Annotated in this window: 12 protein-coding genes; 7 read left to right on the top strand and 5 right to left on the bottom strand. The window is 69.1% G+C overall.

The window, feature by feature from the left end; all coding sequences use genetic code 11:
• Window positions 1-429: 429 nt before the first annotated feature.
• Window positions 430-1,218 (bottom strand): SDR family NAD(P)-dependent oxidoreductase, encoded by a 789-nt coding sequence (locus ETD86_RS02885; RefSeq protein WP_138664501.1) that lies wholly within the window; start codon window positions 1,216-1,218, stop codon window positions 430-432.
• 73 nt (window positions 1,219-1,291) lie between these two features.
• On the opposite strand from ETD86_RS02885, the gene ETD86_RS02890 reads away from it, so the two are divergent.
• From ETD86_RS02890 to ETD86_RS02925, 7 genes are all read left to right on the top strand, one after another.
• A complete protein-coding gene (locus ETD86_RS02890; protein WP_138664502.1) occupies window positions 1,292-1,903 on the top strand; it encodes a TetR/AcrR family transcriptional regulator in 612 nt (203 codons plus the stop codon).
• Window positions 1,900-2,301 carry a maleylpyruvate isomerase N-terminal domain-containing protein gene (locus ETD86_RS02895; protein ID WP_138664503.1) on the top strand — a complete coding sequence of 134 codons (402 nt, stop codon included), beginning with the start codon at window positions 1,900-1,902 and terminating at the stop codon, window positions 2,299-2,301. Before ETD86_RS02890 ends, ETD86_RS02895 begins: the two co-directional genes overlap by 4 nt.
• A 406-nt stretch (window positions 2,302-2,707) precedes the next feature.
• A complete protein-coding gene (locus tag ETD86_RS02900; RefSeq protein ID WP_138664504.1) occupies window positions 2,708-3,157 on the top strand; it encodes a hypothetical protein in 450 nt (149 codons plus the stop codon).
• A gap of 6 nt (window positions 3,158-3,163) precedes the next feature.
• Window positions 3,164-4,090, top strand: a complete 927-nt coding sequence (locus ETD86_RS02905) for a hypothetical protein (RefSeq protein ID WP_138664505.1) — start codon at window positions 3,164-3,166, stop codon at window positions 4,088-4,090.
• An 835-nt stretch (window positions 4,091-4,925) separates the two neighbouring features.
• On the top strand, window positions 4,926-6,482 hold the full coding sequence (locus ETD86_RS02910) for an FG-GAP-like repeat-containing protein (protein ID WP_138664506.1): 1,557 nt from the start codon (window positions 4,926-4,928) through the stop codon (window positions 6,480-6,482).
• Window positions 6,483-7,390: 908 nt separating this feature from the next.
• Entirely contained in the window at window positions 7,391-8,128 is a 738-nt protein-coding gene (locus ETD86_RS02920; RefSeq protein ID WP_138664507.1) for a phosphotransferase family protein, read from the top strand.
• A 142-nt stretch (window positions 8,129-8,270) separates the two neighbouring features.
• Complete coding sequence (locus tag ETD86_RS02925; RefSeq protein ID WP_138664508.1) at window positions 8,271-8,753, top strand: DUF1579 family protein; 483 nt, start codon at window positions 8,271-8,273, stop codon at window positions 8,751-8,753.
• A gap of 86 nt (window positions 8,754-8,839) precedes the next feature.
• Here the strand turns inward: ETD86_RS02925 and ETD86_RS02930 are convergent, their stop codons facing one another.
• The 4 genes from ETD86_RS02930 to ETD86_RS02945 all read right to left on the bottom strand — a co-directional run bounded on the left by ETD86_RS02930 (window position 8,840) and on the right by ETD86_RS02945 (window position 14,085).
• The gene (locus ETD86_RS02930) at window positions 8,840-11,590 is read right to left on the bottom strand and encodes an ATP-binding protein (protein WP_138664509.1); all 2,751 of its coding nucleotides are present in this window, start codon (window positions 11,588-11,590) and stop codon (window positions 8,840-8,842) included.
• A 107-nt stretch (window positions 11,591-11,697) separates the two neighbouring features.
• On the bottom strand, window positions 11,698-12,189 hold the full coding sequence (locus ETD86_RS02935; RefSeq protein WP_211369790.1) for a YceI family protein: 492 nt from the start codon (window positions 12,187-12,189) through the stop codon (window positions 11,698-11,700).
• Window positions 12,190-12,985: 796 nt separating this feature from the next.
• A complete protein-coding gene (locus ETD86_RS02940; protein ID WP_138664511.1) occupies window positions 12,986-13,354 on the bottom strand; it encodes a hypothetical protein in 369 nt (122 codons plus the stop codon).
• An 8-nt stretch (window positions 13,355-13,362) separates the two neighbouring features.
• Window positions 13,363-14,085, bottom strand: a complete 723-nt coding sequence (locus ETD86_RS02945; RefSeq protein ID WP_138664512.1) for an SDR family NAD(P)-dependent oxidoreductase — start codon at window positions 14,083-14,085, stop codon at window positions 13,363-13,365.
• Window positions 14,086-14,087 lie beyond the last annotated feature (2 nt).

Below are 14,087 nucleotides of genomic sequence, written 5' to 3' on the forward strand. Positions count from 1 at the left end.
ATGAGCCTTCCGCTCGGCGGAGGTCAGTGCACTGTGTCACAGGTCCCGCATGACAGAAGTCAGCTCTCCCACCAAGTCGGCGTGGCCGTCGTCGGCCAGGTCGGGCAAGGCGGGTGTCCATACGGGGGCAGACCAAGTACGAGAGAAAGGGACAGTGAGGTGTTGAGGTGCTGCTCAGAGGGGTTGTTTGTCAGGCGATGTGACCTACCGCTTGGGTTTGGTTGCGGCTTGATGAACACGGCGGTTCGGCAGGGTTGATCACCGCTACGGTTTTCGGCGTCTGGACGCCCGGGATCGAGGCGAGGGACGGCCCTGGAATGACTGGATCGAGCGGACTGCCTATCCGGAGTTCAAGCGGCTGGCATCGGCACGGGTGCTGCAGGTGTTCTTTACGCCGTCGTCGGAAGAGATGGCCTGGGCCGCCTCCGGTTAGCGGCGGGCCATCCGGCCCATGAACCGGACGATCAGGCGGCGCGGCAGGATCTTGCTGGCGAGGGCGAGCGGGCGCCCGTTGGTGATCACCGACGGGGGCGCGGAGCGGCGGTCGAGCGTGTCGAGGGCCGTCCTGACGACGTGCTCGGGGGTGGCTCGCTTCGTGCCGTAGTCGGCCGACTGGCTGCCGGCGACGTCGTAGAACTCGGTTCGCGTGGCGCCGGGGCACACGGCGAGAACGCGTAGGCCGGTGTCGTGGTTCTCCTCCCACAGCGCCTCGGTGAAGCTGAGGACGAACGCCTTGGTGGCGCCGTAGACACTCAGGTACGGGGTCGGCTGGAAGCCCAGCAGACTCGCGACGTTGATCAGGACGCCGGTGTCGGCGGAGGCCAGCGCGCCGATGTAGGCGCGGCTGAGGTCGACCAGCGCGCTGACGTTCAGCGCGATCATGCTTTGCACGCGGTCTGGATCCTCGTCCGTGAACGCGTCGTGGGTGCCGAAGCCCGCGTTGTTGACCAGTCCTGTCGCGTAGATGCCGCGGGACTCGAGTTCGGCGCGCAGCGTGCGACCGGCGTCGGGCAGGCCGAGGTCGCGGGCGACGACGGTCACCGTGACGCCGTGGGCGCGGGTGAGTTCGTCGGCCAGGTCCTTGAGCCGGTCCGCCCGGCGGGCGACGAGTACGAGATCCGCGCCGCGACGGGCCAGCTGGCGCGCGAATTCCGCGCCGAGCCCGGAGCTCGCTCCGGTGACGATGACGGTCTGGCGGCGGTAGTCGACTTTGCTCATGGCATTCACTCTACGCACGGATATGCACGCAGTGCAAGTTGCTACATAGAGTGATCCTCCGTACCATCGGTGCATGGCTCAGAAACCGACACCCCTTCGGGAACAGACCCGCTCGGTGGTCCGCTCGCTGCTGGCTCGGACCGCTATCGAACTGTTCGCCGCCAAGGGGTACGACAACACGACGCTGGAGGAGGTCGCCGCCGCGGCGGGTGTCTCTCGGCGGACCCTGTTCAACTACTTCCGCAACAAGGAAGACCTCGCGCTCAGCGGCCTGTCCGAGCAGGGTGAAGCGATCGCCGCGCGGCTCGCCGAGCGCCCGGTCGAGGAGGACGCCTGGACGTCACTGCGCGCGGCGTTCCAGGTGCTCGAGGACATCGACACCACGCCTGAGCGCCGGCTCGAAATGATCACGCTCTTGTTCGGCAACGAGTCCCTGCGCGCCGGGCACGCCGAGAAGCAGGCCCGCTGGCAAGACCTGTTCGCACCACTGATCGAGCCGCGACTGCCCGACTCCGACCACCGCAACCTGCAGGCGCGCGCGATCGCGGCCGCGGCGATCACGTGCCTGCAGGCAGCGAACGAGGAGTGGGTGCGCCTGGGCGGACAGGTCGACCTGTTCGACCTCTACGACGCAGCGGTGCAGGCGATCCGCCGCCCGGCCTCACCACCAGAGAAGATGACATGACCGATCGCCTGCCCGCGGCGGACCTGCCGAACATGGCCGCCGTCCTCCGCGCCGAACGCGCCGAAATGCCGAACTTCACCAGTAGCCTCACCGACGACGAATGGACCGCGCCCAGCGCCGCGGCTGGATGGCGCATCGCCGACGTCGTCGCCCACATCGGTGCGACGGCGCGGAGCTTCTTTACACCCGCCGGGCTGCGCACGATCTTCGCCGCAAGCCTCGAACGGGTGAACGAGGACCCCGTCGACCGACGGCGGGACTGGAGCCGTGCCAAGGTAATGGCCGAGTACCAGCGCGCCGGCCGGCGAGCCACCACGCTCCTCGACGTCGTGAGACGCACGCCCGCCACCCGAGTGCGGGTACCGCTGGCGAACTCGGTCGCCACCCCATGGGTCTGATGATCGGCGGCGCAGCGGCACGGGAAGCCCGCCTCCCAGGCAGCCCCGGACAGCTTGTTCGCTACTTCTGGTGGCGGCGAGTTCTGGCCGGGGTGCCTCGGCTTCGAGTCAAGCCCGAATCCGCCCTGAACCGGCAAGCGCCTTCATGTACGTGATCCCGGGTCACAGGGAGCGCCCGTCGCAGTCGCAGTACTCGCCCGAACCCCGCACGTGCGGCACGCCCGCGACTTCCAGGCAAGGCCTCATATAGACAAGACGCCCGGGAGGCGATGAACGGTTGGGGCATTCCTGAAATCCGTACAGACATGATCATCTACGGCCGGGCATAGCGCCGACATACCACCGACATACCACCGCTCCCTACGATCCTTTGACGGATGCAAGTCAAGGTAACGGAAAGGGCATCATGCGACTGAGCACCATACTTCGGCATGCGGCGATCGTCGGGACCGCGGGACTGACGTTGTCGATCGTCGGCGCCGGCGGCGCTTCCGCCTCTGCCTCGGCTGACAAGACTCTCAGCGGCAGTTGCTCGTCGGACCCCAAGGGCTTCAGCGGCTCGGCGCGCTACTACTACAACAGCGCAGGGGGTGACGTCTTCACCAAGTTCACGTACACGATTGGCGGTCGCGCTGGATCGAAGACCGACGTGGCCATCGATGTCTATTCGGACAAGAACAACGCGGTCGACAAGTGGCACGGCGGTTGGGGCACCGACAGCGCCAAGGTGGGCACGAAGAGCAAGACCGTCCACATCATCGGCCCGGCGAAGGACAAGGTCTACGTGAAATTCTGGGTGCGCTGGGACCTTCCGGGCCTCGACCCCACGTGCAGCTTCCAGACCAAGCGGATCTAGCGGCCGATGAACCACCGCGCACTTGTCGCGTCCCTGCTGGCGCTGGTGGCGGTCACGTCGTGTTCCACCGGCGGTGAGCAGGAAATTCCGCCGGTCTTCGTCGCCGCCTCCTCGACGGGGGCGATCGTGTACGACCCGCAGACCGAATCGCACCTCGGGTACGCCTCGGACGGGCGGCACGTGTGGACGGACAAGCAGGCTGCCGTCTGCGCGGCCCGGTGCCCTGAAGCGGCCTTCTCCACCGCTACCCGGAAGGTGCTGAGCCGGCGGGGCGATGCGGACACGGTCGTCGCCGAGGGAGGCACGCTCCAGATCCAGCGTTCGGACGGCAAGAAGGAGAGCCATCAGGTCGCCGGCGTGGAGAACGTCCTCTGGCGGGAGAGCCCCGACCGGACGACGGCTCTGCTGCTCTACGCCGACCCCACGCTGCCCGGCGGTGAGATCCTGCGCTTCCAGCGCGACGCTCACGGATGGCGGGCCACAGGGGAGCGCGTGCCCGCTGGGGGGTTCTGGGGTGGCTGCGTCGGCGGAGACTGGGCGGTCCTGACCGGCGAGCGCGGAGGGATACTCAAGGACGGGACCGTCGTTCCCCTTCAGGTCAATCTCGACCAGCCCGGGGAATGCGTTGCCGGTACGCGAGGGGGCGCGGTGGTGTCCCGCTACGTCGACCAGCGCGGAACCCATCACACCGAGGTTCGCGGCATCGACCCGAGCGGGCGGCAGACGTGGTCGCGCGATGTCGCCGCTCGAGCCGGTGTGATCGCCGATCCGTCCGGTACGGCGGTCGGCCTGGTCCACGATGGTGAGCTGGAATTGCTCGACGTCAAGGGGGAGGTCCGCGAGCGGCGCGAGGACGTCGTCGCGGCCAGCTTCACCGAGACGGGCCGCCTGGTGACGCTGAACGCCGACGGCAAGGTCACCTGGGCTGCATGAAGCTCACTCATCCGCGTGTCAGACGGCGTGTACGCCTGTGCGAACGTGCCGGGCCAGTTCGGCCGGCCCACAAGCCTCATCGCTGTGCAGCGAGATCTCATCGGCGTGACGATCCCAGCGCTGGTCTGTCGCGGCCGCTGTCCGATCGGACGTTGGTGTCGCGGGCCGGTCGACGAGCTGGGGATCGCCTCGCTGGTGTTGCTCTCCTATCTGATGGCCTCCGAGAGCTTTGAGCTGCTGGACTCCGAGCCCGGTGGGACCGGGCTGCCGCCGTTCGGGCTGTTGGACACGGCGCCGGAGGGAGCGCTGCGTAAGGCGCGGTTGCTGGAGCGGCATCTCATCGAGGTCGAGACGGGGTTGCTGCCTGACGTGGCCGAGGGCACATTTGCCCAAACCGGAGTACACCAGCGCTGGCGCACGATCGGTGAGCGGCTCGCGGCCGAGGCCCGCGCTGAGCTGGAGCTCAACCCCGGGCTAGGGCTCGGTCTCGCACGACATGGCGGGCGCGTCCAACGGCTCCCCACTCGCCGGGTAGCCCCGGTGCATTGCTGCACCGAGGCCTCCTCAGAACCGTGCGGGCCACTCCTCGCGGCACACGACTCAAGCAAGCACCGCAGGGCTGGTTCAGGTCCGCTGTGCTGGGCTCCTGCGACGCCGGGTGAGTTCACGACGCCACGCCTTGGGACCTGGCGAAACTCGTACCCCGCGTCCGTGGACGCAACCGATCTATGGGGCACGTGCGAATCACCCAGTCAACGGCGACATACCGTCGACATACCGCCGACCTCTACCGTGCTCGTTCGTGACATGGACAAGAATCGGCGCGTGCGCCGCCATGATAGCGATATCGGCGACCGTCGCCGTCCCGGGATCTGCCGCGGCCCAGCAGAGCGGGCTGAGTCCCTACGATCAGCTGGTCCTCTCGCACGAACCGGCCGCCTACTGGCGGCTGTCCCACCCGTCGTCCGGCACGGAGACCGACCGCACCGGCAATGGCCACAAGGGCACCTTCCGGGGCGTCACCAGCTCGGTGCAACTCCCTAACAGGGACGGCGCCGCCGTCTTCAACGGCTCCTCGGGCTATTTCGAGGTCCCCAACGCCAACGCCTTCCACATCTCCACCACCGGGAAGTTCACCGTGGAGGCATGGATCAGGCCGCACACGCTGGAGTTCGCCGACGACGAGCAGGACGGCTACGTCTACTGGATGGGCAAGGGCACGAAGTCCGGCGCCGACGGCGACCGGGAGTGGGCTGGCCGCATGTACAACAAGTCCCACCCCGACCGCCCCAACCGCATCTCCGGTTACGCCTGGAACCTCGACGGCGGCTTCGGGGCCGGCGCCGCCTTCCAGCACCCGCTGACGGTAAACCAGTGGATGCATGTCGCGATCACCTTCGACACCTCCGAGGGCACCTACGGGAGGGTGCGCATCTACAAGAACGGCGTGTCGGCCAGCGCCAGCGACCTGACCTTCCGCCCGGGTCAGCCCGACGAGGTCATCGTCAAGCCCAAGCCCGGCTCGGCCCCTGTCCGGGTGGGCACCCGGGACTTGAGGTCGTATTTCAAGGGGGCGATCGGAAAGTTCGCCATCTACAACCGCGCACTCACGGCGGCCGAACTCCGCTCGCACTACGCGGTGATGACCGGCGCGAACACGGACTTCAACGGCGACGGGGCCGGCGACCTCTTCTCGGCCGCCACCGGGACGTTGACCATCTGGAACGGCACTGGCGCCAACAAATTCGCCACTGCCGTGCCGATCGGGCCCGGCTGGGGCGCCTACAGCCGACCGATCGCAGGTGACTTCAACCGCGACGGCCTCACCGATCTGGCCGCCACGAAGAAGGACGACCACACCCTCCATATCTGGAACGGCAGGGGCGCCAACAACTTCACCACGGCCCAGCGACTCGGGCCCGGCTGGGAACCGTACGAGGCGACCCTGACCTCGCTCGGCGACATCAACCAGGACGGCAACGACGACATCGGAGCCACGCACAACGGCACGTTGTACGTCTGGAACGGCAAGGGCGACAACCAGTTCGGAGCCGCCCAGGACATCGGGCCGGGCTGGGACGCCTACACCCGGCCGATCGGGGGTGATTTCAACGGCGACGGCATCGGCGACCTGGCGGCGATCAGGAAGACCGACCACACCCTCGTCATCTGGAACGGCAAGGGTGCCAACAACTTCACCGCCGGCCAGGACGTCGGGCCGGGCTGGGAACCGTACGCGAGCACGTTGATGTCCCCCGGCGACATCAACCACAACGGCCGCGCCGATCTCGCGGCCACCCGCGACGGCACCCTCTACATCTGGAACGGCAGGGGCGACAACCAGTTCGGGGACGCCCAGTCCCGCGGGTCGGGCTGGGCAGGGCACTTCTGAGATTCCATGCGGGGAGGAGGTCCTCCCCGCGCCGTCCTGCTCCTCGGCAGCGCCGCGCCATCACCCTGATCCGCCACCAGGCGATGGGGCGGTGGCGCCCTTTCGCTTGCAGTGAGCGCGTTGCGGCTCGTGCAGATCCAGTTGGCGGCGGCGATCCTCATCGAGGACCAGAACGCTCGCGCTGCGGGCGGCATCGACGGGTGAAGCACGGCCCGGCGCATGGAGCGGCGAGGCGGCCGGCGCGTCGGTCCGCAGCATGCGGCGCGGTGCGGACTGACGCACTGGGCGCTCATGGCACCCCTCCGCTGCCGATTCAGGCCAGCCCTTTCTTTCAGCTACCGATCAGACACGCTTGCGATACAGCCCCACGGTATCCCAGCACAGGTGCGGGAATGGGCGACCGGCCACGACTGCATGATCACCGTGCCGATCGAGCTCACCGAACTACTGCTCAAGCTCGGCTGACCCGCTCACCGCGCCAACCGCATCGGTGACTCATCCGGACGAACTGCGCGTACGCGGGGCTGGACCTGGAGTCGCGCGTGCTTTTCCCGCCGGCATGGCGTGACGCCTGGCTCGGGTGGGAGCCTCGGGAGACTCAGCGGAGGCCGGGAAACTGATGGGTGGGGGCGGGGGGCAGGTCGAGGTAGCCGTTCAGACGGCGCGCGGGCTCGCCGCACCGCCCGCTGGAGGTTCGGGCTGTTCGCCCTGGCGCCCCTTGGCCGCCGTGATGACGGTACCGGTACGTCCGCCCGCTGAGCTCTCGGCGCGTCAGGCGCCGTTCGGGCGCGGCCTGGCGCGTACGTGAGTCGTGCACGAGGTCGCCGACCAGGGGGCCTGGTCAGCCGGGCAGTGGCACGCGACAAACCCGTTGTGACATCGTTGATCATCTCCCGATAATGGCCGGCATGGAGGAGATTGAGGTCGTCGTCGCCCATGGCGAGCGAGCGACCCTGCGCGTCGGTGATGTGTTCCTGAAGGTCGACGTCGATCAGACGCGCACCGATGTCGAGGTCGAGGCGATGGCCATGGTGCCGATCCCGACTCCGGAGGTGCTGTGGCGCAAGCCGCCCGTGCTCGCGCTCGCCGCCCTGCCCGGCACGGCACTCGGCCGCCTCGGTGAGCCGTCGACCGCGTCGTCGGCGGCGTGGGCCGCGGCGGGTGCAGCCGCACGGCTGCTGCACGACGCGCCCCTGCCGCCCTGGCCCGGCCGGAGCCTCGACCAGATCGCATCGCGCCTCGACGGCGAATGCGCGTGGCTCGTCACGAACGGCGTCCTTTCCGCCGACCTGGTCACGCGGAACCGCCGGGTTGCCGAGGCTGCGCTCCGGCCATGGACACCGGTGTTCATGCACGGCGACCTACAGGTCAGCCACGTGTTCGTCGACGGTGACGAGATCACCGGCGTGATCGACTGGTCCGAGGCGGCCCAGGGCGATGCCCTGTACGACCTCGCCATCTTGACGCTCGGACACGAGGAGCACCTTGGCGACGTCGTCGCCGGCTACGGCACCCACGTCGACCTCGACGTGATCCGTGCATGGTGGTCGTTGCGAAGCCTGCTGGCGATCCGCTGGCTGATCGAGAACGGCTTCGACCCGTCCTTGCCAGGCTGCGAGTTCGACGTGCTGCGAGCCCGGATGTGAGCCCCGCACGAGCCCGATAAACGCGCCACTACCGGCCACGTGGTCGGCACGTGGTGAACAGGTGATCGCCACGGATGCCTGAACACCACGTCTCGGCACAAACTAAGGGCAGTCGGAAACAAACGGACGAAAGAAGGAAACCATGTCGGAGAACACCGAGTTCGAGATGCCGACCCCCGATCCCGCCCTCAAGCGGCTGGACTTCCTGGTCGGCAGCTGGAAGTCCCTCGGGGCAACGGTGGCGGGGCCGATGGGCCCGGCCACCGAGATCGCCGGCGAGGAGGCCTTCGAGTGGATGGAGGGCGGCTTCTTCCTGATCCACCGCTGGACGAGCACCTTCGAGGTCGCCGGGACCGAGGTGGCCGACGTCGGCTACGAGTTCTTCGACTACGACCCCGCCACGGGCCGCTATCGCACCCACTTCTTCAACAGTCTCGGCCCGTACGACGACGCGGGGAGCAAGTACCACGGCGGTTTCGAGCAGGACGCCTTCACGGTGACCGGGCCGGCTCGCATCGTGCGTACCCTCAACCCCGACGGCACCATCACGGTCGACTCCGCCGTACCGATCGGCGATGACCAGTGGGCGCCGATGATGACCTACACCCTAACCAAGATCGACTAACTCAGGCCTCGGACCGGCCGACCGGCTTGCCGGTGGAGCAGGCGGCCCCGGCCGGATACGCCGCTGGGCGAACGCGCCGGGTGTTCCTAGTGGACGGCGATGTCCGGCTCAGCCCCCAGGGCGGCGAGTTCGGCCTGTCCTTCGAGCCGTCTCGCCGGATGCAGGAGCAGCGTACAGGCGCGTTCGAAGCGGGCGCCCAGCTGTCCCCAGCCTTCGATGGCGGCTTCCAGGGCTACGCGGTCACCGTGCAGGCGCCCCTGGATGCGTGCCAGGCAGGCGGCGACCCATTCGTTCTCCCCGGCGTCGGCCTTCAGCGCGCTGAGCCGCTCCTCGGCTTCGGGCAGTCCGCTCATCACGGCGAGCTCGACAGCGGCGGCATGGGCGTACGGTTCGTAGCGTCCGCCGCTGACGTGCTGGAACGCGCGTTCCAGCCGGGTCGGCGCATCGGTGAGGTCGCCGGTGTGGACGGCGATCCTGGCGTCCACGAAGGCGACGAGCGGGGCGAGCTGGGGGTTGTAGGGGTTCGGGATGCCGGAGACCGCGCCGACGCGCGCTCGCCACGTCGTGAACCGCTCGCGGTCGCCGAGCAGCCCGTACGCTAGCGCGGTGAAATGCACCGCCGCCGACATCCAGAACGCCGGCGGACACCCGGCCCGCTGCCAGCTGTCCCACATCGTGGCGGCGTACCGCAGGGCCTCGTCGAACTCTCCCGTGAGCACGAGTGCCGGGATCACCTTGCTGGCCGACAGGTAGGGGTGGTCGCCGAGCAGGTCGTCGGCGAGCAGCAGGCGCGCGGTGGACATGGCCTCCGGCAGGGCTCCGGCGGCGACCGCGTCGGCGCACGCGCCACCGTAGGTGTCCTCGATCTCGGGTGCCGAGTAGGGGTCGTCCGGGTCCATGGAGGGCAGGAGGGCGAGCCGTTCAAGGCTGAACCGGTGCGCGTCCCGCAGCCGTCCGGACGTGGCAGCCGCGGTCCGCACGGCGTCGAGGGCTCCGCTGATCAGTACCGGGTCGGCGGTGGCCTGCGCCGCTTGCACGGCCCGCTCTCCCAGCTCCGGGTCGGGGGCGAGCTTCCCGCTGCCGGCGGTCCACGCCGCCGCGCAGGCCAGGCGGGCCGCGATGACCGGATCGGCCGGGTCGCCCGCGGCGGCTGCCTCGTCGAGCAGGTGGTCCAGCCGCTCGCCGGGGATCTCGGTGCGGAATGTGGCAGGGAACCGGCCGGCCAGTTCGACGGCCCGCGCCAGGGCGACCGCCTGAGCGTCACCGTCCCCGGCGGCGCGCGCGTCGGCGGCCGCGGCGAGCCGTAGCTCGAACGCCTGACCGGTGTCGTGCACGACCTGCGCGCAATCGGCCGCGCTGAGCCGGGCACGGGCCGCGTCGGACAGGGTGGGAGCGTGCTCCGCGGCCAGCCTGTAGTGGCCCAGGGACTCCATCAGGAACCGGCGCGCGTAGGCGAGGCGGCCGAGCGAGCACGCCAGCTGGTACGACGCGGGGTCGGGTCCGGGCGGCGCGGCGACCAGTGCCGTTTGCAGTTCCGCCGCTACGGCGTCGTAGTCATCGCGCCACCGGCCGGCAAGCCGGCCTTCCAGCGCCGCCGCCGTGGTCGCCGCCCAGTCCAGGTGGCGGCGCAGGGTCTCGGGCCGTTCGCCGCTGACATCGAGCTGTTCGGCGGCGCAGGCGCGGATGGTCGCCAGCAGCCGCCACCGGCTCGCCGGACTTCGCTGATGAATCACCAGGCTCTTGTCCACGAGCCGGCCGAGGACGTCGGCGCTCACGGCCGGTGTGGTCCCGCAGACAGCCGTCACGGCCGCGAGGTCGAAGGACCCGGTGAAGGCCGCCAGCCGCCGGAACAGGATCCGTTCCTCCTCGTCCAGCAGGTCGTGGCTCCAGCCGATCACGGCGCGCAGCGAACGATGCCGGACGGCCGGCCCGCGGCCGCCCGCCAGCAGGCGCAGGTAGTCGCCCAGCGCGGTGAGCAATCCGGTCGCACCGAGTGAGGCGCTGCGGGCGGCGGCGAGTTCGATCGCCAGCGGCAGGCCGTCCAGCCGGGCACAGAGGTCCGCCACGACCGCCGGATCGGCCGCGTAGCCGGGGTCGGCGGCCAGGGCACGGTCCTCGAAGAGCCGCTCCGCGTCCGAGGCCAGCGGGAGCGGCCCGACATTGACGACCCGCTCACCGGGCAGGCCCAGCCGTTCGCGGCTGGTCGCCAGGATCGTGACGTCGGGACACGCCGACCGGATCCGCTCGACGAAACCGGCCACCGCGTCGAGGAGGTGCTCGCAGTTGTCCAGGATCAACAGCGAACGGCCCCGGCCGAGCCGTTCGGCGATGGTGTCCTCCAGCGGCTGCTGCGACCTCTCGGTCACGCCCAGAGCGGCGGCCACGGCCTGGACGACGAACTCCGCCCCGACCGGGGCCAGATCGACGAACGTCCCGCCGAGCGCGAACGCGGGGACGGCCGCCTCACCGGCCACCGTCACCAGCCGGGTCTTGCCTACCCCTCCCGGTCCGATCAGCGTCACCAGCGGGTGGTCCGTCAACGCGGCCAGGACGGCATCGCGTTCCTCGGCGCGTCCGACGAACGAGGTGTGCGCCTGTGGCAGACCGGCGAGCCGGCCCAGGGGAAGTGGCACCTCGTCGCTGATCGTCTGGGCGAGGTCGGCGAGTGCTCTGCGATCCGCGACACCGTACTTGCGCAGCAGCGACGACACGTGTCCTTCGACGGTGCGCACCGTGATGTGGAGCCGGGTGGCGATCTGGGCGTTCGACCGCCACAGACCGAGCAGCGCCAGCACTTCGGCCTCGCGTGCGGACACCTCGACTGGACGCGAACTCATCCCGCCATCATGTCCAACTTCCCACCATCATGGGGAAATCCCGGCTATCGCACCGCCACCGCCGAGGCCGGCCATCGTGACGGTCTCCGGCTGCAGGGTGTGGGACATCAGGTGTCGCGGGTGGCGACGATCTGGATGGCGATCCTGAGATGCCTGGCGGCCATGCCGCGACCTTTCGTCAAACCGAAGGCGTAGCGGTCGATCCTGGCCGTGGCGTCGGCGGTAAGGAGGGTATCGGTGCTTGTCACGGAGAGGAGGGTCAGACTGAGTGGCCGACCGACCTCCCGCACGGTCAGGTGCCCGTGCAACGCCGTCGGTGCTTGCCCTTGATCGGGCGGCCCCCCTCGAAAGGACATCGTCGGGTGGGAGTGCACGTCGAGGAAGTCGGCCGCACGCACGTGCCGGTCGCGCATCCGCAGCCCGCTGGTGAAGGTGTCCGTGGGGATCTCCACCACGACGGACGATTCCTCCAGCGGGTCCCGGACGCTGATCGTCCCCCTTCCGATCATGAACGTCCCGCGCACCGGAAGCAGCCCGAACAGGGCGCGGGTCCTGAACCGGATCGTGGATCTGCCGGGGTCTATGAGGTAGTCGCCCACGATGGGGGATGGTTGCCGGCCGGCCGGGGCAGGAGAGCTGGTGCGCTGCTCCGCCGAGTACGAGGCCCGTCCGGTGCCGAACCTCGTACAAAGGGTTTGACCTGGTGTTCTTGGCCCGGCTTTCATGCTGTTCGTCTCCTGTGTCTACTGATGGGGGGATGTTCGGCTGGCCAGTTCTGTTCACGGCATCACACAACACGTGGGCCTGCCCCGCCGATGCGAGCAACGGCCGGTCTCGGCGGAGATCCGCGAACAAATGCTCCGGCTGGCCTGGGAGAACCCACGGTGGGACATCGGCGCATCCCAGCGAACTGCTCGGACTTGGGCGCCGGGTGGGGGAAGAGACAGTTTGCCGCGTCCTGGCGACGGCCGTGTGATGAACGGGCGCCGGGGCCGCACTGCTCTGGCGTCCGTTCCTCACCGTAGAAGGGGGCGATCCCATGGCCGCGGCGGGTGTCACCGTGGTCACGACGGTGAACTCCCCGGGGATTCTCCGCAGCCATACGCAGGATGAGGGCCTTGACCGCAGCCGAGGTAGATGGCGTCCGGGACGGCGGCGTTGCTGTAGTCCCCCTGCTCGCCACGAGCTCGGGGTGTCAGGCCAGCAACGTGGCTGCGGTTATCGGGAACATCTTCCCTATTGGGGGCGGGGGTCAGGTGCGAGAGGGCCGCCGGTCACAGCGGTCGGCTGGACGAGAGATCCCAGGGGTTCGGACCGGCCGCTCTGCCCGCTCGGCCCCCGCATCCGGCGAAGGGCTCTGCACCGGAAGTGTTTCGAGTTCTTCATCCCCACGGGTTAGACCCAGCGACGAATGGCGTCGATCGTCGTTTCCGGTGACGTGTTGAAGCTGAACCGAATGCCGGGAGCCGCCACCGCCAGAACGTTGATCAGCCGTTCGAACAGGAGGGTGTGCTCAGGGATCATGCGGACACCGCCTCCGATCATGACCACGCCGAAGGGCCCCTCCCCCAGCCGTTCGCGGACGGTCTTCTCCGCCTCGTCCGGGTCGGTGCCGACCAGGCACGGCACCGCGTCAAGGCCCGCCGCCCGCAGGGCCGCGTCGCCCTGCTCGATCCGTGCGGTCAGTGTCGCCTCGTCGAGGCCGGGGTGCGCGGTGTAGTCGATCGTGCTCGGGTGCAGCCCGATCGTCAGTATCTTGGTCATCTTCACTCCTACCAGGGGACGGGGCCGTCGTTGCCGAAGAAGCCTCCCGTCGGCCCGCCGGGGTCCAAGGTAGCCAACCGGATGATCGCGGTGGCCCCTTCCACGACGGTGTGGATGCCAGTGTGGTGGTTCATGTCGGTGGCGGGGTTGCCCGGATCCGCGGCGTTGACCTTGAAGCCGGGCAGCGCCCGGGCGTACTGGGAGACGACCATGTTCAGCGCCGCCTTCGAGGAGGCATAGTCCAGGCTCAGGAAGCCGTGCTCGGGGCGGGCGGGGTCGCCGGCGCGCGTCAGCGAGGCGAGAGCGCTGGACACCATGACGATCCGGGGCTGCTGCGAACCGCGGAGCATCGGCAGGAAAGCGTGGGTGACCCGGACCTGGCCGAAGACGTTCACCTCGTACAGCGCTCGTAGCGCGTCGGCGGCCATGTCGGCCGGATCCAGCAACGGGCCGCCGACTCCGGCGTTGTTGACCAGCACGTCCAGGCGGTCCACGCGCTCGGCGACGGCCTTCACGGCCGCCGACACGGACTCGTCCGAGGTTACGTCGAGTTCGACGAACTCCACATCGAGCCCTTCACCCGCCAGCGTGCCCGCGGCCCGGAGACCGCGTTCCCGGTCCCGCGCCGCCAGGAAGACCTGCCATCCCCGGCCGGCCAACTGGCGGACGGTCTCCTGACCCAGCCCCTTGTTCGCTCCGGTGACCAACGCCACCGTCCTCATCTCTGTCATGG

The organism is Nonomuraea turkmeniaca (genome assembly GCF_005889735.1).
Lineage (GTDB): Bacteria > Actinomycetota > Actinomycetes > Streptosporangiales > Streptosporangiaceae > Nonomuraea > Nonomuraea turkmeniaca.